Genomic DNA, 17,970 nt, shown 5'->3' with positions numbered 1-17,970 from the left:
CCGCCGGCCGCCCGCGTCCGCCGCCGGAAACGGGCATGACGGCTGGCAGCGGCGGGCGGCTGCCGGCGCACCGGGCGCGCCCGGTTGCGTTTCAAACCAGTCCGGTAACGTAATAAACGGCGATCACGAAGAACACCGCGAGCGTCTTGATCAGCGTGACCGCGAACACGTCACGATACGACTGGCGGTGCGTGAGGCCCGTGACCGCGAGCAGCGTGATCACCGCGCCGTTGTGGGGCAGCGTGTCCATGCCGCCGCTGGCCATCGCGACCACGCGATGCAGCACTTCCATCGGAATGTGCGCGGCTTCGGCGCCCTTGATGAACACGTCCGACATCGCGGCCAGCGCGATGCTCATGCCGCCCGAGGCCGAGCCGGTGATGCCGGCCAGCGCGCTGACCGACACGGCGGCATTGACGAGCGGGTTCGGGATGCTCTTGAGCGCGTCGCTCACCACCAGGAAGCCCGGCAGCGCCGCGATCACGCCGCCGAAGCCGTACTCGGACGCGGTGTTCATCGCCGCCAGCAGCGCGCCGCCGACGGCGGTCTTGGTGCCGCTCGCGAAGCGCGCGCTCACGCGCGGGAACGCGGTGATCACCACCAGCAGGATGCCGAGCAGCAGCGCGGCCTCCACCGACCAGATCGCCACCACCGTCTTGATCGGCGTGGTGACGGGCGCGTGCAGGCCGGGCAGCACCTCGGGCGGCACCGTGTAGGTGGCGCCGCCGTACCACTGCGGAATCCATTTCGTCATCACGAAGTTCGCCACGCCCACCAGTAGCAGCGGCGCGACCGCGAGTACCGGATTCGGCAGCGTCTGCGTCTCGACGCGCTCCGGTTCGTTGACGAGCGAGGTGCCGTAGCCTTCGCCGGTCGCCATCGCCGCGCGGCGGCGCCATTCGAGGTAGGTCAGGCCCACCACGATGATGAACACCGAGCCGATCGTGCCGAGCGCCGGCGCGGCCCAGGCCGTCGTCTTGAAGAACGTGGTCGGGATGATGTTCTGGATCTGCGGCGTGCCCGGCAGCGAGTCCATGGTGAACGAGAACGCGCCGAGCGCGATCGCACCCGGCATCAGCCGCTTCGGGATGTTGCTCTGGCGATAGAGTTCGGCCGCGAACGGATAGACCGCGAACACGACCACGAACAGCGACACGCCGCCATAGGTGAGCAGCGCGCAGACCGCGACGATCACCGCGTTCGCGCGCGAGCGGCCGATGTAGCGGATCGCGGCGGCGACGATCGCCTCCGAGAAGCCGGACAGCTCGATCACCTTGCCGAACACGGCGCCGAGCAGGAACACCGGGAAATACAGTTTGACGAAGCCGACCATCTTGTCCATGAAGATGCCGGAGAAGACGGGGGCCACGGCGGCGGGATCGGTCAGCAGCACCGCGCCGAGCGCGGCGACCGGCGCGAACAGGATCACGCTGTAGCCGCGATAGGCGGCGAACATCAGAAACGCCAGCGCGGCGAGGACGATGATGAATGACAAGTGAGTCTCCTGATTGTTTGATTTCTGTCGCGACGGCCGGCGCCGCGTCATGCGAGCGGCCCGCGCCGTGGCGCGCCCGGATGTTGCAGGTTCCGTGCCAGTGTACTAGCCGCCTGACGGCGAGGCCGCCGCCGTGCGCACCGCGGGTACCGGCGCGATCGATTCTACCGGGCGCGTCCCGGTTTTGAGACGATAAACGGTGTTCGACGCCATTCGACGGTGCCCGACAACGAGGCCCGGGTAGCGTTGCCGGCCGGAATCCTTTGCCGGGCGCGCGATAACGCCATTCCGGCGCAAGTCCAGCGAATGAGATAATCCGTCCCGATCGGGAGACGGTTCCAATAACCCGACGATACCCGGAGACAACGACATCATGATGAACGACTGGGCGAACCTGCCGGCCGGTTACGGCGACGTCCTGGCCCGCGCGGCCGAGTCGCTGTTCCGCACCTTCGAGCATTCGAGCGCCGGCACGCTGATCGTCGACCGCGACGCGCGCGTGGTCTGGATCAACCGGCGCTATGCGGCGCGTTTCGGGTTCGCCGATCCGCAGCGGGCGATCGGACTCGACTGCGAAGCCGTGATTCCGCACAGCCTGATGCGCGACGTGGTGGCCAGCGGGCGGCCGATCCTGCTCGACATCATGGAGACCGGGCGCGAGCCGCTCGTCGTCACGCGCCTGCCGCTCGTCGACGAGCACGGCGAGACGGTGGGCGCGATCGGTTTCGCGCTGTTCGACGAACTGAAGACGCTCACGCCGCTGTTCGCGCGCTACCTGCAGGTTCAGCAGGAACTGCTGGCCGCGCAGCGCTCGCTCGCGCAGGCGCGCCGGCCCAAATACACGTTCGCGAGTTTCGTCGGCACCAGCGCGGCCAGCCTCGAAACGAAACGGCAGGCGCGGCGCGCGGCGCTGGTGGACGCGCCGGTGCTGCTGCTCGGTGAAACCGGTACCGGCAAGGAACTGCTCGCGCATGCGATCCACGCGGCTTCCGCGCGCGCCTCGAAGCCGCTCGTGACGGTCAACGTGGCCGCGATCCCCGATGCGCTGCTCGAAACCGAATTCTTCGGCGCGGCGCCCGGCGCCTACACCGGCGCGGATCGCAAGGGACGCGTCGGCAAGTTCGAGCTGGCCGACGGCGGCACGCTGCTGCTCGACGAGATCGGCGACATGCCGCTGCCGTTGCAGGGCAAGCTGCTGCGCGTGCTGCAGGACAAGGAATTCGAGCCGGTGGGCTCGAACCGCATCGTGCGCGCGGACGTGCGGATCATCGCGGCGACCTCGGCCGACCTGCCGGCGCTGGTCGCGTCCGGGCGCTTCCGCGCCGATCTCTACTACCGTCTGAACGTGCTGGTGCTGAACCTGCCGCCGCTGCGCGATCGCAGTTCCGACCTCGAGGCGCTGGTCTATGCCACGCTCGAGGAACTGGCCGCGCAGCATGGCCGCGCGGCGCAATGCACGCTGACGCCGGACGCCTTGCAGTTGCTCGCCATGCACCGCTGGCCGGGCAACGTGCGCGAGCTGCGCAACACGCTCGAGCGCGCGCTGATGCTGTCGGACAGCGCCTTGATCGACGCGGCGGCGCTCGCGCCGTTCGTTGCGCTGTCCGCTGCGCCTGCCGCCGTGTCCACCGCTGCCGCGGCGGCCGACGGGAGCACTGCGGCGGGCGTGGTGGCCGGCACGGTCGCCGCGCTGGCGAATGCGGCCGCGCCGCGTCCGCACACGGCGCCGGATAGGGTGGCGGATGCGGGCGGCAAATTTGTTGCTAATGCAACGGTTTCATATGCGGACGCATTCGCCGAGTGGGAGCGCGGCTTTTTGAGAGACGCGCTCGTGGCCTGCAACGGGCGCGTCACGGAAGCCGCCGCGCGGATCGGCATCGGCCGCGCCACGTTTTACAAAAAGATCGCGGCGCTCGGACTCGTGACATGACGAATGCGGCGTCAATCGAGAATCGGAATGCGCGAGTGCCGAAATGAAAATCGGCCCGATGCCGATCGGTCTGTCGATTAATAAAAATTCCGATGAATGCCGGTAACGATATTGGCTTGTGCGCCGTGCTCGCGTTGCTGGCGCCGGCGCCGGAACGCGGCGCGCGGCGAACCGTTCGGTGAACTGCCGAATCCGGCCGACACCGTTGCGGTGCGGGCCGCCCGACGGCCGACGACAGGTTCGCCGATGCGAAGTTGCGGTGCGCTCGCGCACGCGACGCGTGAGCCGGCGCGGCGTGAAATCGTTAAGAAAGAAAGCATGGCTGGCTTGCAGCTTCGTCATTGATTCGCATGACATTCGTTTGCTGCGTTGTAATCTCGAAAATGCTCGCGCGGGCCGCAATCCATATCGCAACGCGGCAACGATCTTTGCGACTGGCGACATATCGCGCGAATGATTGCGTTCGTGCCACTTTGAATTGACTTTCGACCGTTGCGGCATGGCATACTCGCGTCGTCCCAAAAGCTGATTGACTGGAAACCGCCCATGAAACATCGATTGGCGAAGCTGCCCTCGCCACGCAAGCCCGCCGTGCAACTGGCATTGTCGATCGCTTTGCTCGCGAGTCTCGCGGGATGCGGCGGCGGTGCCCCGCTGTTTACTCCCGACGGCCGCTCGACCGCGCAAGTCCAATGTCCCGAAGCCGGCCCGTGGGATACCTGTCTGCAAAATGCCCGCGGTATTTGCGACGGCAATTTCGACACGATTCGCCAGTCGGTCGAGAACGGCACCCGCACCCTGCTCTTCGCATGCCGTGTCGGTGCTGCCCATTGAGGAGCGACGGCGTTGACGGCCCGGCGCGCAATGCGAAAAAACACGAACCCTGTGTAAATTGATTTCTATACTGTCCAAATAACCAATCACGGAGTCGGATTCGATATGGCGACCTACAGGCAACTGACCGTCCAGCTCGAAAAGCTGCAGCAAAAAATCGACAAGGAGCGAGAAAAGGCCATCTCGGACGCAATCGCCGATATCAAGGCAAAAATTGCGGAATACGACATCACGCCCGAAGAGCTTGGTTTCCGGAGCACCGCCGCCGCCGCGAAGCCCAAGAAGCCGCTACCCCCGAAATATCTGAATCCGAAGACCGGCGAAACCTGGAGCGGCCGAGGCCGCGCGCCGGCCTGGCTCGGCAAGAACCGGAACCGCTTCCTGATCAAGGACTGATCCCGAAAAGACTCACCTTTGGCGACTTCTGAAACGGTGCGATCGACTCCGAGTCGTTCGCACCGTTTTGTTTTTCCCGTGTCCCGGCCGGTTTCTCTCCTTGTGAAACAATTGACTTAATTTGTTTCCCGATTGCGTCAAACTGCGGAAGCGTCTTGAATTCGCGGTAAATACGGGGCGAATGAACGACATATCATGGACGTCCGCGCGATATCGTCGTGATTCAGTGGAGAGAGGCGCCGCTTTCGATTCGCCGGCTGATACGCCGCGCCGAATTGTTTTCGACCGGTTTTGGTGAGGCGGTGGCACGTGCATTGCGCACCTCCCGAATCAACTCACCTTTGCTCCGTCATCCCTCACCCCGACTCCCGAAACTGCTCACCTTTGCACGCGACGGAGCGTGCGGCAGGCCAGCGATGCGGACCGGCGGCATCCATCAATACCGTAGGCCGTGCGGTCGGCACCGTGCAGCACGCCTTCATCGTCGCGCGAATTGACGTAGCTGAACACCCGGCCGTTTGGCCTATAGGCAGGCTTTGGGTGTTCACCTATCCTACGGCTCATTGTCGCGTTCCACGCGCCATGCCCAAGGAGCCCCCCGTGACCGTCCGTAATCTCGATGCGTTGTTTCAGCCGAAATCCGTGGCCGTGGTCGGCGCGTCCCGGCGCGCGGGCAGCCTTGGCGCGATCGTCTGGGCACGCGTGCTGGACGGCGGATTTACCGGACCCGCCTGGCCCGTCAATCCCAAGTACGACGAACTGAACGGACACCCGGTGTTCGCGCGCGTGGCGCGGCTGCCGCAGCCGCCGTCGGTGGCGGTCGTCTGCACGCCGCCCGCCACCTGGCCCGGCATCATTCGCCAGCTCGGCGAATTGGGCGCGCGCTGCGCGATCCTCGTCGGCGAGGCGCGCACGGCCGGCGAGCGCGCCTCGGTCGAGCGCGCGCTCGAAGCGGCGAAGCCGTATCTGCTGCGCATCGTCGGGCCGGGCAGCCTCGGTGTCGTGACGCCGCGCCTGAACGCGCATTTCGGCGCGCCGGCCTGTCGCGTGAGCGCGGGCGGCGTCGCCTGGGTCTCGCAGTCGAACGCGCTGACGAATGCCGCGCTCGGCTGGGCGCAGGCGCGCGGGCTCGGTTTCTCGCATGCGGTCGCGCTCGGCGACGAGGCCGACGTCGATGCGGGCGACGTGCTCGACTACCTCGCGAGCGATCCCTCCACGCGCGCGATCCTGCTCGAACTCGACAGCATCAGATCGGCGCGCAAGTTCATGTCGGCCGCGCGCGCGGCGGCGCGCAACAAGCCGGTGCTGGCGCTGCACACCGGCCGCGCCGATGCCGGCGACGCGTTGTATACGGCGGCGTTCCAGCAGGCCGGCATGGTGCGCGTCGACACGCTCGACGATCTGCTCGACGAGATCGAAACGCTCGGCGTCGGGCGCATCACGGCGAGCGACGCGGTCACCGTCGTCACCAGCGATGCGGGCGTCGCGAGGCTCGCCGTCGATGCGCTCGCCGCTGTCGGCGACATGACGCTCGCGCCGTGGCCGCCGGCAGCCACCGCCGCGCTGGCCACCGTGCTGCCGCTGCCGCCCGGCATCGAGGCCGGCAATCCGCTGCTGCTCGGCGACGACGTGCGGCCCGAAGGTTTCGGCGCCGTCGTGCGCGCGCTCGGCAAGCTGGGCGGCACCGGTACGCTGTTCGTTGTCCACGCAACGTCCCACAACGCACCGGTCGAGGCGGTGGCGCGCGAACTGATCGAGGCGAAGCGCACTTCATCGCATGGTGTCGTGGCCTGCTTCTTCGGCGGCGTCGACGCGGCCACGCGCGATGCGCTGCATGCGCAGGGCATTCCCGTGCATACCACGCCGCAGCGGCTCGCGCGTGCCTACGGGCGGCTCGTCGAGTATCGGCACGGCCGCGAGCTGCTGATGCAGACGCCGGAAGGCATGCCGCCCGAGCCGCCCGCCGCGGTGGCGCGCGCGCAGGAGGAGGCGCGCGAGGCCGCCGCGCGCGGGCCGACCGGCTTCGATGGAGCGCGCGCGGCGGACTGGCTCGCGCATTTCGGATTGCAGCCGTTCACGCCCGGGGAGCCGGACAGTGCCGAGCCCGTCGACCCGGGCGGCGGCGTGATCGTGGAGATGACGGTCGAGATGTTCGACGATCCGAACTTCGGCCCGGTGTTCCGCTACGCGGTGCCGGCGGCGGACGGCATCTCGGCGCCGCTCGTCGTGTACGGGCTGCCGCCGTTCAACACCGTGCTCGCGCGCGCGGTCGTGAGGCGTTCGCCCTACGCGCGACGCGCGGCGCCCGAGCCGCTGCTCGACGTGCTGACGGCGCTGTCGCAGGCGGTATGCGAGGTGCGGGAGCTTGTTTCGCTGTCGCTGGTGTTGCGCGTGTTGCCGCGCCGCGTCGTGTTTCGCGATGCGCGCCTGCGCTTCGCGGCGGGCCGCAGCCGGCTCGCGATCATGCCGTACCCGCGGCGCCTCGAACAGCGCGTCGACTGGCACGACACCACGATGACGGTGCGACCGATCCGGCCCGAGGACGAGGCCGCGCATACGGCGCTGCTCGGTGCGATGACGCCCGATGATCTGCGCATGCGCTTCTTCGGCGCGATCCGCGGCTTCGATCATTCACAGGTCGCGCGGATGACGCAGATCGACTACGACCGCGAGATGGCCTTGATCGCGACCGTCGACGATCACGAAGGCAACCGGCAGACGCTCGGTGTCGTGCGGGCCGTGGCCGATCCCGACAACGAGACGGCCGAGTTCGCGATCGCGATTCGCGCGGACCAAAAAGGCAAGGGCCTCGGGCGGCTGCTGATGGCGCGCATCATCGACTACGCGCGCTCGCGCGGCACGCAGTGGCTGGTTGGCGAGGCGCTGCGCGAGAACGGCGCCATGATCGGCCTCGCGCGCGCGTCGGGGTTTGAAGTTGCGTCGACCGATGAGCCCGGTGTCGTCGGTTTCCGTTTGAAGCTGCAAGCGTGAGCGTGGATGGCGCGTTGAGCCGCGGGGATACCGCGTGCCTTGCTCCGGATGCCGGCGGTCGCACGGCGGCGATTGACGCGAAGGTGAGCCGATACGGGATCGATGGTGAGGGATTACGGGAGCCGCGCGGGAGGTATGCGCGGGGCTCCGAGGCGATACGGCAGGGGGGAGCCGTATCGATGCTGCCCATGCGGGCTATGGCGCGCGGCGAGTGTTCGAGGTGAGCCGGTGCGGATGAGCGGCTCGGGCGGATAGCGTCAATGGCCGTAATGCCGGGCGACGACGTCGTGGGGACCGCCCGGTGCGATTCCTGACTGCGCGGGCAGCGGGCCGGCGCAGTCGGACGATTGCTCAAACTACCGCCCGACGCTCCGGCGGCTTGGGCAACCCGCGCCGAGGCAAGCCACCCGGGCTGCCCGCTCGAGCAATCCGCTCAGGCGGCTGGCTCGAGCCGCCCGTTCAGCCAGCTCAAACAGCCAGCTTGTTCGACGCGTCGTCGATCTGCGCGCGCGACAGCGCGAGTTCCTCGAGCAGCGCCTCGGCATAGACGGCGCCCGTCTCGCGTTCGAGCCGCGCGATCGTCAGTGCGCAACGCGCGGTGTCCTTCGGCATCGCGATGAAGCGCTTGACCGATTCGCCGGTCGTGAACGCCTCGAACAGGGCGGCGCGCACGTCGTCGGGCAGCGTCTTGGTCCACTGGTACGGCTTGCCGTTGAAGGTGATCGACGGCGGCAGCACGCGCTCCTTCTTGCTGGCCGAGATCAGGCCGTAGGTGCGCGCGGCGTCGCCGATCTGCTCGGGGGAAAACAGCTCGTCCGGCGAAATGTCGAACTGCGAGATGTAGGCTTCGATCGCCTGCATCGCGGCGGCGCGGTCGTCGCGTTTCTTCTGCGCGCGGGCGACGATGTCGCGCAGTTCGTCCGCCTCCTCGGGCGTGATCGTGAAGCTTGCCTGCTTCTGCTGAAGTTCGGAGAAACGCTGGAATTCGAGATCGGTCAGAAGTTTGGCCATGAGGGTCATCGTGCGGGCACCGTCCGGACGGCGGCGCCGGTTTGCGAAAGGGCCGCCATTTTAGCGTCGCGCGCGGATGCGATCCAGCACGTGTGATCAGGACATGCCGATCACATGCGCCGGTACCGCTCTGCGCGTTGACGCAGCCACGGCCAGCGACGCTACTAACGGAGAGCCTGCCCGCGCATGCGTGCAGCCGGCCCGCGAGCAGGCCGCATCACCGTCGCTCGCCGTCGTTCGCCATCCATCCGGCTTGCGGTCAGGCAACGTCGCAGCGCCCACAGCCGCCCGGCTAGGCCGCCCGCAATCCCCCCATCGACAGCCCCTCGGCCGTGCGCCGCAGCAGCGCCGCCACGGCGCACGGCGAGGGCGCGTCGTGCGCATCGATGCGTTGCACGTAGGGGCAGGTGAGCGCCGCGATCGCGTGTCCCGACGGCCCCAGCACGGGAAAGGCGATGTCGGTGATACCAACGGCACGCCGCGATTCCCGGCGGATCCCGCCTTGCTGCCGCACGTCGGAGACGGCCGCCTCGAACATGTCGTTGTCGAAGCTCGCGGCGCTGTCGAGTTTCGCGTGTTCGTCGAGCATCAGCCTGCGCTGGCCGGGCGTCTGGAACGCCAGCACCAGGTGTCCGGACGCGGAGTCGGCGAGGCCGACGCGCGAGCCGAGTCGCACCGAAATGCCCCACGCGCCGGGATCGTCGACCTGGGCGATCACGAGCAGGTCGCCGCGGTCGTAGACGGACAGGTGGCACGACTGCCCGGCGTCCTCGGCGAAGCGCTGCATCGGCGGCAGCGCCTCGGCGATCAGCCGGCTCGTCGGCGGATGCCGGTGCGCGAGCGCGAACAGCTTGAGGCTCAGCGTGTAGCGGTCGCCGCCGGACGACCGCGTTACATACTGGCGCGCCACCAGACGTTCGAGCATCCGGTAGATCTCGCTGGCATTGCGGCCGAGCCGTTTGGTGATTTCGGTGCGAGTCAGACCTTCTTTCTGCTCGGCGAGCAGTTCGAGGATATCGAGTCCTTTGTCGAGCGCCGGCGCACGATAGCGCCCGGCGTCCTCGGTGTCGTTCAGCGCGGCCTCGGATGGCGCGGAGGGGACGTATTGATTCTGCATCGTAGTGTATTGGCATGGCCGGGCGCCCGCACGGCATGCGGCACCCGGTTGTGGCTCTGGAAGTTGCGCATCGGCCCGATGCGTTCATCGATAAGCGAAACCCCGCGGCAACGTCGGTTGGCACCGACTGGCGCAGCGGTCGATTGGCTTATTTCAAGAAAATAATCGTAAAGGAGTGGGACGCAAGCATCATTTTTATCAAATAGCGAGCCGATCTGAGCTTGCGCTCGTCCAAAAAAATGGTGCGCCATCGCAAACGCGCTCGCGACCGGCTCCCGCGCGATGTCCAGTGCGAAATCGATTGTTGTCGTTTGGCAACATTCGATGCAGCCGGGCCGTGTGCCGCGGCGCCCGGGCCGGCGCAGGCACAATCGGGCGCCGCCGGTTTCGCGATGCGATTCAACCGGAGGGAAGTTCGTCATGAAACTGTTGCGTTATGGCCCGCTGGGCCAGGAAAAGCCCGGCCTGCTCGATGCGCGGCCTCGATCCGGATTCGCTGCCGCTGGTGCCGGGCGAGCCTAGGATCGGCGCCTGCGTGGGCGGGATCGGCAAGTTCGTCTGCATCGGCCTCAACTATGCCGATCACGCGGCGGAATCGGGCCTGCCGGTGCCGGCCGAGCCGGTGGTGTTCGCGAAGTGGACCAGCGCCGTCTGCGGGCCGGACGACGGCATCGAGATCCCGCGGGATTCGGTGAAAGCCGACTGGGAGGTCGAACTCGGCGTCGTGATCGGCCGCGAGTGCAAGCACGTGGACGAGGCGAGCGCGCTCGACTACGTGGCCGGCTATTGCGTCATCAACGACGTGTCCGAGCGCGAATGGCAGATCGAGCGCGGCGGCCAGTGGGACAAGGGCAAGGGGTTCGACACGTTCGGCCCGCGACGAGATCGCGGATCCGCTGCAGCCCGATCCGTGGCTCGAGGTCGACGGCCATCGCTACCAGAACGGCAACACGCGAACGATGATCTTCAGCGTGGCGAAGGTGATCGCTTATCTGTCGCGCTGCATGAGCCTGCAGCCCGGCGACGTGATCTGCACCGGCACGCCGCCCGGCGTCGGCATGGGCGTGAAGCCGTCGCCCGTCTACCTCAGGCCGGGGCAGACCGTGCGACTCGGCATCGCCGGCCTCGGCGAGCAGCGGCAGCGAACGCGCGCGGCAGGCTGAGGCGTCGTCACGCGGCGGCGCACGCCGCGCGTGACCGCTTCGCCCGGCCGTCATCGCGGCCGGGACGCCGCCAGACAGCGGCGCGCGCCGACCGCGTGCGCCCGATTTCCCTCACTCCCCCGAACGACGGGATAACGAGACCAGGAAACAATGGCACGACCCGCCCGGCACCGGCCGCCGCGCCGCGGTCATCCCGGTTCCAGCACTTCGCCGGCGCGTTCGCCGACATTGCCATATTTCCCCGGCATGACACAGGCATCCTGTAGGAAATATCAGTTTTATCGACAACAAAGCACTAAAAGAGCGGGATTTTGTCCGGATATTGGAAACAAGTGGAAATCGATTTTTGCGCGCGGCGTGGTCATGCGAAAACCATGCGAAACCGCGTAGAATCGTCTGCGGACCGCGCCGCGAGCCCCCGCCATGCATGGCGCGGGAGGCCGGCATGAGGCCGTTGCGGCGCCGAACGATCCCTACTTTGATGTATGGCACATTGTAGTGTGAAGAATCGAGCTCCTCATTAAAAAATCCCTTATCCCGATTATTGGGGGTTTTCGTGGCATTCCGATTCACCATGGCCGTGGGATTCGGGTGGCAGCCGCGATCGACCTGATCGAGGATATTTCACGCGACGTTCCTTTTTACTCGCAAGTCATGCCACGGAGTTCATCATGGATCGCGCCAATCCGTCGTTTCTCGTAGACGAATCGCTGCTCGCGAATCCGCTCACCCCGCCCGCCGAACTGCCGTCGCGCAGCGAGCGGCTGCCTTTCACGATCCGTGCCGAGGCCGGCGACCGTGGCCGCGACGCGGTGGTCCTGCTGGCGCAGTCGCGGCTCGATCACGAGCCGGTCGGCACGATGCGCATCCAGAGCAATGCGCACGGGCCGCTGCCGCTCGAGGCGTCAGTGGCGCTGCCGCCGGAGATGGCGGGCTGCCGGCTCGCCGAGGCGACCCAGCTCGCGGTGCGCGACGGCCTGATGGGCCGCGCGGTCAAGGTGGCGCTCTGCAAGGCGCTCCTGACCTATTGCCGGGCGGCCGCGATCGACTGGGTCGTGATCGCCACGCGCGCGCCGCTCGACCGCGATTTCGAGGCGATGCTGTTCGACGACGTCCACGGCGCGCACGAAACCTTTCCGATGACGCATCTCGACGGCCAGGCGCACCGCCTGATGGCCAAGCGCGTGGCCTCGGCCCAGCGCCGCTGGGCCGAAGTCCAGCATCCGCTCTACGGCTGCATGTTCGAGACGCAGCACCCGGACATCGACGTCACCCCGCGCCCGTCGCGGGCTTCCGGTCATCGACCCAAAGGCGTTGATCAAATTGCATTACTTCCTGATGAGAATTAATAACAGCGAATCAGGAGCAAGGCCATTAGAATCGGGAAGGTTTCGGCGCGCGACAGGAGATGACAGACATGCGGCTGTCAGGATGGGCATCAGGGTTCAGACAGCTGGCTGGCGGACGTCGCTTCGACCGCTGGTTCGACGTTTTCTCGATCCATCTGGTGCCCGCGCTGCTGGTGATATCGACCGTGCTGTTCCTGACGATCTCGCCATCGAGCGACGGCATCATCGATGCGACGCCGCTCGGCTTTCGCGCCTGGCTCGACCGCGGCGGCGAGGCCTCGCCGGCCGACGCGCTGGCTGCCGCGCGCGACGCGCCCGTCACGACGCGCTTCGGCACGCGCCTGTCCGAGCAGCCGGTCTGGATGCTGCTCGATCCCGGCGCCCAACCGATGGCCTCGATGGCCGCATCCGCCAGCGGCACCACTCCCGCTTTGCACGACCCGCATGATCCGCACGACTACCTGGCGTTCCCCTCGCGGCACGCCCGCTCGCTGTCGTGCTGGAACGCCCGCACGCTGGCGCCGCTCGGCAACGCCGAACGGATCGCGACGCACGGCGCGCTGCGCGCGGCCGGCACCGGCTTCGCGCTGCGGCTCGACGCGCTTGCCGCCCCCGGCGCACCAGATGAACCGGCGCCGGTGCTGTGCCGCGGCCTGTACGGCGGCCCGGCCTATGTGACGGCGAGCCGGCTGTCGCGCGCCGCGCTGGTGGAGACGCGCCTGCAGTTCGAGCGCAACGCCTCGCTGATCAGCGGCGGCTTGCTCACGCTGGCGGTCTTCATCTTCGTGATCGCGCTGATCAATCGCGAATGGACCTACATCGTGTTCGCGGTCTGGCTGGTGGGCAACCAGCGGCTCGCCGCGAACGCGCTCGGCTTCGACGACGTCTGGCTCGACCACCTGCTCTCGCCGGCCTGGATCGACCTGATCCGGCAGGTGACGTTCGCGGTCTACTACATGGTCACGGTCTCGCTGTTCGTGCGGCTGTTCCGGCGCGAGCTGGCGCAGCTGCCGCTGCAGTGGCTGCTCAAGGCGGTGCAGATCGGCGGCGGCGTGCTGCTGCCGCTCGCGTTCGTGCTGCCGTACCGCTGGTTCATCCCGCTGCTCTGGACGCTGGCGGGCGCGGGCATGCTGGTGCTGCTGCTGTTGCTCGGGCAGATGCTGTGGCGCGCGCGCACGCGCACCATGATCTGGTACGCCGCGTCGCTGAGCGTCGTGCTGTTCGCGATCCTCTCGGAAGTGTTCTCGGCCGCGCTCGGCACGCGGCTGCTGTTCGGCGGGCTGAACCCGGTGGCCACCTCGCTCGCCTCGAGCATGCTCGCGGCGTTCGCGATCGCCGAGCAGCTGCGCGCCGACCGCCGGCGCCGCCGCAAGTCCGAATCCGATCTGCGCAACACCTACGCGCTCACGCCGATCGGCCTGTTCACGCTCGATCCGGGCGGCCGCTTCACGCGCGCCAACCCGGCGCTGCTGTCGATGCTGTCGCTGGAGCACGACGCCTATCGCATGCGCTACTGGACCGAGTTCTTCGACGCCGGCGCCTGGGGGCGCCTCTGCGAACTCGCGCGGCAGGACGGCGCGGGCGCGATCGAGATCAACGGCTCGGCCGCGGTCGGCACCGCGCAGCGCCGCTATTCGGTGCGCGCGATCTTTTCCGAGGATGCCTACGAAGGCTCGATCGAGGAGGTGACCGAGCGCGCCGAGGCGCTGGAGCGGCTGCATTTCCTGGCCGACCACGATTCGCTGACGGGCGCGCTGAACCGGCGCGGCATCGAGCGCCGGCTGGAGGCGCTGGCCGGCACGCGCGCGCGCTGGTCGGTCGCCTACGTCGATCTCGAGCCGTTCAAGGTGATCAACGACATGTTCGGCCACGCGGCCGGCGACGAGGTGCTCTGCCAGCTGGTCGCGCGCATGACGGGCTGCCTCGCGCGGCGCGGCGTGATCGGCCGGATCGGCGGCGACGAGTTCGTCTGCGTGTTCGCCGAGATCGACGTGGACGAGGCCGCCGCGCTCTGCGCGCAGCTCGCCGAGACGATCAGCGCGCAGCCCTATCAGATCGGCAACCGCACCGTGCGCGTGCGCGCCTCGATCGGCGTGGTGGAGTGCCTGCCGACGATGTCGGTCCACGACATGATCGCGCACGCCGACCTGGCCTGCCGCGAATCGAAGCGCGACGGCACCGGCCGGATGATCGTCTACCGCAGCGATTCGCGCGACTTCGAACGCCGCATGCGCGACATCGCGCTGATCGGCACGCTCAGCGAGGATGCGATCCCCGAGGGGCTGGTGCTCGCGATGCAGCCGATCGTGTCGGTCACGCACGCGGGCGAGGCGCTCGATTTCGAGGTGCTGCTGCGCCTGAAGCGCGAGGACGGCACGATCCTCAGCGCGGCCGACTTCATCGACGCGGTCGAGCGGCTCGGCACCATCGGCGCGATCGATCTGTGGGTGCTGTCGTCGGTGCTCGACTGGGTCGAGCGCAATCAGGCGAGGCTCGCCAAGACGCGCTTCATCTGCGTGAACCTGAGCGGCGCGTCGCTGAACGACGAGCGCATCGTGGCCGAGATGTTCCGGCGCCTGGAGGCGCACGCCTCGATCGCGCACCTGCTGTGCCTGGAGATCACCGAGACGGTCGCGCTGCACGACCTGAAGACGAGCCAGCACTTCGTGGCGCGCGCGCACGACATGGGGATCCGCATCGCGCTCGACGATTTCGGCGCGGGCCACACGTCGTTCAAGTACCTGAAGGCGTTGTCGGCCGACGCGCTGAAGATCGACGGCGAGTTCGTGCGGACCATGTGCGAGCATCCGGCCGACATCGCGATCGTCGAATCGATCGTCGATCTGGCCAAGAACCTCGGCATGCGCACCATCGCCGAGTGGGTCGAGGACACCCGGACCTTCGAGGCGCTGCGCGCGATCGGCGTGGACTACGTGCAGGGCTACGCGGTGGGCCGGCCGGTGCCGCCCGAGCAGATCCTCGCGGCCGACTCGGGGCTCGATTTCGTGCCGATCGACGCGATCCGCCACGCGCTGGCCGAGCCGGCGTCGGCGAATGCGTCGCGCGACGATGCGTGAACGGGGTTGGGAACGAGGCGTGAGCGGCCGATGCCGGCCGCGCGTCCATGAAAAATGCCGCCGGAGTGCGGCGGCATGAATACGGCAGTCAAGGCCCACCGGCCCGGGAAGCGGCGCGCCGCGCCGGCCCGTCGCGAGCCGAGGGGAAGAACCCGCGAACGATGGCCGGCGCGCGCCGCAACCGGAACGGGACTCAGAAGTCGGTCGTCATCGACAGCCAGATCGAGCGCGGCGCGCCCTGCGTCAGGTAACCGCCCACCGCCGACGCCCAGTACGACTTGTTGGCGACGTTGCGCACCATCACGCGGAAGGTGGTCTGCTTCTTGAACAGCTCGGTCTGGTAGCGCGCGCCGAGGTCGAAGCGGTTCCACGACGGGATCGACAGCGTGTTGGCCACGTTGAGGTATTCCGGGCTGGTGTGGATCCAGCGCGCCGTCAGCGTGGCGCCGGTCAGGAACGGCAGGTCGTACTCGGCGTTCGCGGTGAACGTGAACTTCGGCACGCCGATCGGGCGGTTGCCGTCGTTGGTGCCGCCCGAGGTGTCCTGCAGCGTCGCGTCGATGTAGCTGGCGCCGGCGATCAGGCGCAGGCCCTTGAGCGGTTCGCCGTTGATCGACGCCTCGATGCCGCGATGGCGCTGCGTGCCGTCGGCGGCGAACACCAGCGTGTTCGGATCGGTGTAGGCCATCGGCTTTTCGATCTGGAACAGCGCGAACGCGGCGCCGAACCGGTCGGTGTCGTACTTGGCGCCGACTTCATACTGCTTCGAGCGATACGGCGCGAGCGCCTGGCCGAAGTTGATCGCGGTGGTCGGCGCGCTGTCGCCCTGCGTCAGCGCCTCGGTGCGGTTCGCGTAGAACGCGAGATTCGCGGTCGGCTTGACGACGAGGCCGAACACCGGCGTCGTGATCGACTGGTCGTAGACGGTGGTCGGGCCGCCGGTGTAGGCGTAGTTGGTGACCGCGATCGACTGGCGGCGCGCGCCGATCGTGAACAGCACGCGGTCGTTCAGGAAGCCGAGCGTGTCGGACACGGCGACGCTGCGCGTCCAGGTCATCGCCACCGTGCCGGGATCGCGGAGATTGCCGCCCGAGCCGATCGTGGCCGGATACGGCACCTGCACGGTGTTGTAGAGCGAGGTCGGGAACGAGCTCGAGAACGTGTAGGCCGACTGCGAGTTCAGGCGCGTGTAGGCGGCGCCGACCGACACCATGTGAGTGACCGGGCCGGTCGCGAAGCGGCCGCGCACGCCGGCTTCGGCCGATTCCGCGTCTTCCTTGTGCGGCACGCCCAGGCGCGAGCCGGTGGTGGCGCCGCCCGCGCCGTAGGTCGGCGAATAGTATTCGCCCCACTCGTCGGTGTGGCGTGCGCCGCCGGCCGCGTAGGCGGTCCAGCCCGGCGCGAAGTCGTATTCGGCGCGCAGCATGCCGACCGTGTCCTCGAGATCCGAATAGGCCCAGTTCTGCGAGTAGTTGTAGCTGGCCGACGGCGGCGCCGGGACCGAGCTGCCGGTCACGTAGACTACCGGGCGGCCGTCGTCGACGCGCTGGCGCTGGTGCAGGAAGTCGGCGTACAGGCGCAGCTTGTCGCCGCGCCAGTCGAGCGCCAGCGCCTGCGTGCTGCTGCGGTGGTATTCGCCGTCCACGTCGGTGTCGCCGGTGCTGGTGGCCTGGTTGGCGCGAATCCCGAACTGCCCCTCGCTGCCGAAGCGGCGGCCCACGTCGATGTGCTCGGCGATCTCGCCGCCGGTGCCGCCGTCCACCGTCACGCGCGTGAGCGGCTTGTCCTCGGCGCGCTTCAACTGCAGGTTGATGCCGCCGCCCACCGCGGAGCCGGTCGGCGAGGCGCCGCTCAGGAACGCGTTGGCGCCCTTCAGCACGTCCACGCGATCGACCGCGTCGGTGGCCACCAGCTGGCGCGGCGTCACGCCGTACAGGCCGTTCAGCGAGACGTCGTCGCCGTTCAGCTCGAAGCCGCGGATCACGAACACCTGCGAGAAGTTGCCGTAGCCGTAGGCGGTGCGCACGCCCGGATCGTTGTCGAGCACGTCGGCGAGCGTGCGTGCCTGCTGGTCCTCGATCAGCTTCGAGGTGTAGGTCGTCATGCTGAACGGCACGTCGATGTTGCGCTGCTTGCCGAGCATGCCGTAGTTGGCGCCGCGCGCGACCTGGCCGCCGGCGTAGGCGGGCGAGAGGTCGCCGGGCAGTTCCTCGGCCTTGCCCTGCACGGCGATGGCCGGCAGCGCGGTGGCGCCGCTGGCCGCCGTGGGTTGCGTCGCGGACGGGGTGGTTTGCGCCAGCGCGGCGGCAGGCAGGGCGCACAGGGCGACGAGGGCGAGGCAACCGAGGGAAATCGGTGAACGAGGCGTGGCAGGCAAGACGTTGATTCGCATAGGACGCACTAACGGATTGAAGAAAACTCCGTCCCAGGGCGTCGTTCGGAATCCGGGCGGGCCGGCCGTCCCGTCGATCGATCCGGTGCGCTGGACGAAGCGGGAAGGCGTTTTTTTAAGATGGCCGGACTATAAATTAAATGCGAATCATTGTCATCTCGAAAATAGTTCTCATGTCGATTGGCGACAACAGAATGGGGGCGGATACCTCCCGA

The 17,970-nt window shown here is 67.9% G+C and carries 11 protein-coding genes and 1 pseudogene; 7 read left to right on the top strand and 5 right to left on the bottom strand.

Going from position 1 to position 17,970, the window contains the following annotated elements:
• Positions 1–91: 91 nt before the first annotated feature.
• Positions 92–1,495 carry a GntP family permease gene (locus bpln_RS32155; protein ID WP_055141081.1) on the bottom strand — a complete coding sequence of 468 codons (1,404 nt, stop codon included), beginning with the start codon at positions 1,493–1,495 and terminating at the stop codon, positions 92–94.
• Positions 1,496–1,868: 373 nt separating this feature from the next.
• Between bpln_RS32155 and bpln_RS32150 the strand changes: the two genes are divergently transcribed.
• The 4 genes from bpln_RS32150 to bpln_RS32140 all read left to right on the top strand — a co-directional run bounded on the left by bpln_RS32150 (position 1,869) and on the right by bpln_RS32140 (position 7,646).
• Complete coding sequence (locus tag bpln_RS32150; RefSeq protein WP_055141080.1) at positions 1,869–3,425, top strand: sigma-54 interaction domain-containing protein; 1,557 nt, start codon at positions 1,869–1,871, stop codon at positions 3,423–3,425.
• 546 nt (positions 3,426–3,971) lie between these two features.
• Positions 3,972–4,259 carry a hypothetical protein gene (locus bpln_RS38085; protein WP_080937530.1) on the top strand — a complete coding sequence of 96 codons (288 nt, stop codon included), beginning with the start codon at positions 3,972–3,974 and terminating at the stop codon, positions 4,257–4,259.
• 105 nt (positions 4,260–4,364) lie between these two features.
• Entirely contained in the window at positions 4,365–4,655 is a 291-nt protein-coding gene (locus bpln_RS32145) for an H-NS histone family protein (protein WP_042629111.1), read from the top strand.
• 600 nt (positions 4,656–5,255) lie between these two features.
• Positions 5,256–7,646: a bifunctional acetate--CoA ligase family protein/GNAT family N-acetyltransferase gene (locus tag bpln_RS32140; RefSeq protein WP_055141079.1), complete on the top strand. Its 2,391-nt coding sequence runs from the start codon at positions 5,256–5,258 to the stop codon at positions 7,644–7,646.
• Between the two features lie 468 nt (positions 7,647–8,114).
• Here the strand turns inward: bpln_RS32140 and bpln_RS32135 are convergent, their stop codons facing one another.
• The 3 genes from bpln_RS32135 to bpln_RS36455 all read right to left on the bottom strand — a co-directional run bounded on the left by bpln_RS32135 (position 8,115) and on the right by bpln_RS36455 (position 10,196).
• Positions 8,115–8,666 (bottom strand): hypothetical protein, encoded by a 552-nt coding sequence (locus bpln_RS32135; protein WP_042629110.1) that lies wholly within the window; start codon positions 8,664–8,666, stop codon positions 8,115–8,117.
• A 283-nt stretch (positions 8,667–8,949) separates the two neighbouring features.
• Entirely contained in the window at positions 8,950–9,774 is an 825-nt protein-coding gene (locus bpln_RS32130) for an IclR family transcriptional regulator (RefSeq protein WP_055141078.1), read from the bottom strand.
• Positions 9,729–10,196, bottom strand: a complete 468-nt coding sequence (locus bpln_RS36455; protein WP_123863865.1) for a hypothetical protein — start codon at positions 10,194–10,196, stop codon at positions 9,729–9,731. The genes bpln_RS32130 and bpln_RS36455 overlap by 46 nt, the downstream gene beginning before the upstream one ends.
• Between bpln_RS36455 and bpln_RS32125 the strand changes: the two are divergent.
• From bpln_RS32125 to bpln_RS32115, 3 genes and pseudogenes are all read left to right on the top strand, one after another.
• Positions 10,195–10,937: pseudogene (locus tag bpln_RS32125) on the top strand (fumarylacetoacetate hydrolase family protein). The gene bpln_RS36455 and the pseudogene bpln_RS32125 overlap by 2 nt on opposite strands.
• Before the next feature lie 671 nt (positions 10,938–11,608).
• Entirely contained in the window at positions 11,609–12,286 is a 678-nt protein-coding gene (locus bpln_RS32120) for an N-acyl amino acid synthase FeeM domain-containing protein (protein WP_244486981.1), read from the top strand.
• Between the two features lie 68 nt (positions 12,287–12,354).
• On the top strand, positions 12,355–15,363 hold the full coding sequence (locus bpln_RS32115; RefSeq protein WP_148654251.1) for a putative bifunctional diguanylate cyclase/phosphodiesterase: 3,009 nt from the start codon (positions 12,355–12,357) through the stop codon (positions 15,361–15,363).
• A 193-nt stretch (positions 15,364–15,556) separates the two neighbouring features.
• Here the strand turns inward: bpln_RS32115 and bpln_RS32110 are convergent, their stop codons facing one another.
• Positions 15,557–17,755 (bottom strand): TonB-dependent receptor, encoded by a 2,199-nt coding sequence (locus bpln_RS32110; protein WP_055141077.1) that lies wholly within the window; start codon positions 17,753–17,755, stop codon positions 15,557–15,559.
• Between the last annotated feature and the right edge of the window lie 215 nt (positions 17,756–17,970).

The sequence above is a fragment of the Burkholderia plantarii genome, assembly GCF_001411805.1.
In the GTDB taxonomy this organism is placed as follows: domain Bacteria; phylum Pseudomonadota; class Gammaproteobacteria; order Burkholderiales; family Burkholderiaceae; genus Burkholderia; species Burkholderia plantarii.
Note: the sequence above shows the minus strand (reverse complement) of the source record. Positions and strands in the feature narration are given on the sequence as shown.

Bases quoted from the DNA above. Each gene is read 5' to 3' on its own strand.
- bpln_RS32150 (WP_055141080.1), top strand. From the start codon at position 1,869: ATGATGAACGACTGGGCGAACCTGCCGGCCGGTTACGGCGACGTCCTG.
- bpln_RS38085 (WP_080937530.1), top strand. From the start codon at position 3,972: ATGAAACATCGATTGGCGAAGCTGCCCTCGCCACGCAAGCCCGCCGTG.
- bpln_RS32145 (WP_042629111.1), top strand. From the start codon at position 4,365: ATGGCGACCTACAGGCAACTGACCGTCCAGCTCGAAAAGCTGCAGCAA.
- bpln_RS32135 (WP_042629110.1), bottom strand. From the start codon at position 8,666: ATGACCCTCATGGCCAAACTTCTGACCGATCTCGAATTCCAGCGTTTC.
- bpln_RS32130 (WP_055141078.1), bottom strand. From the start codon at position 9,774: ATGCAGAATCAATACGTCCCCTCCGCGCCATCCGAGGCCGCGCTGAAC.
- bpln_RS36455 (WP_123863865.1), bottom strand. From the start codon at position 10,196: ATGACGAACTTCCCTCCGGTTGAATCGCATCGCGAAACCGGCGGCGCC.
- bpln_RS32120 (WP_244486981.1), top strand. From the start codon at position 11,609: ATGGATCGCGCCAATCCGTCGTTTCTCGTAGACGAATCGCTGCTCGCG.
- bpln_RS32115 (WP_148654251.1), top strand. From the start codon at position 12,355: ATGCGGCTGTCAGGATGGGCATCAGGGTTCAGACAGCTGGCTGGCGGA.
- bpln_RS32110 (WP_055141077.1), bottom strand. From the start codon at position 17,755: ATGCGAATCAACGTCTTGCCTGCCACGCCTCGTTCACCGATTTCCCTC.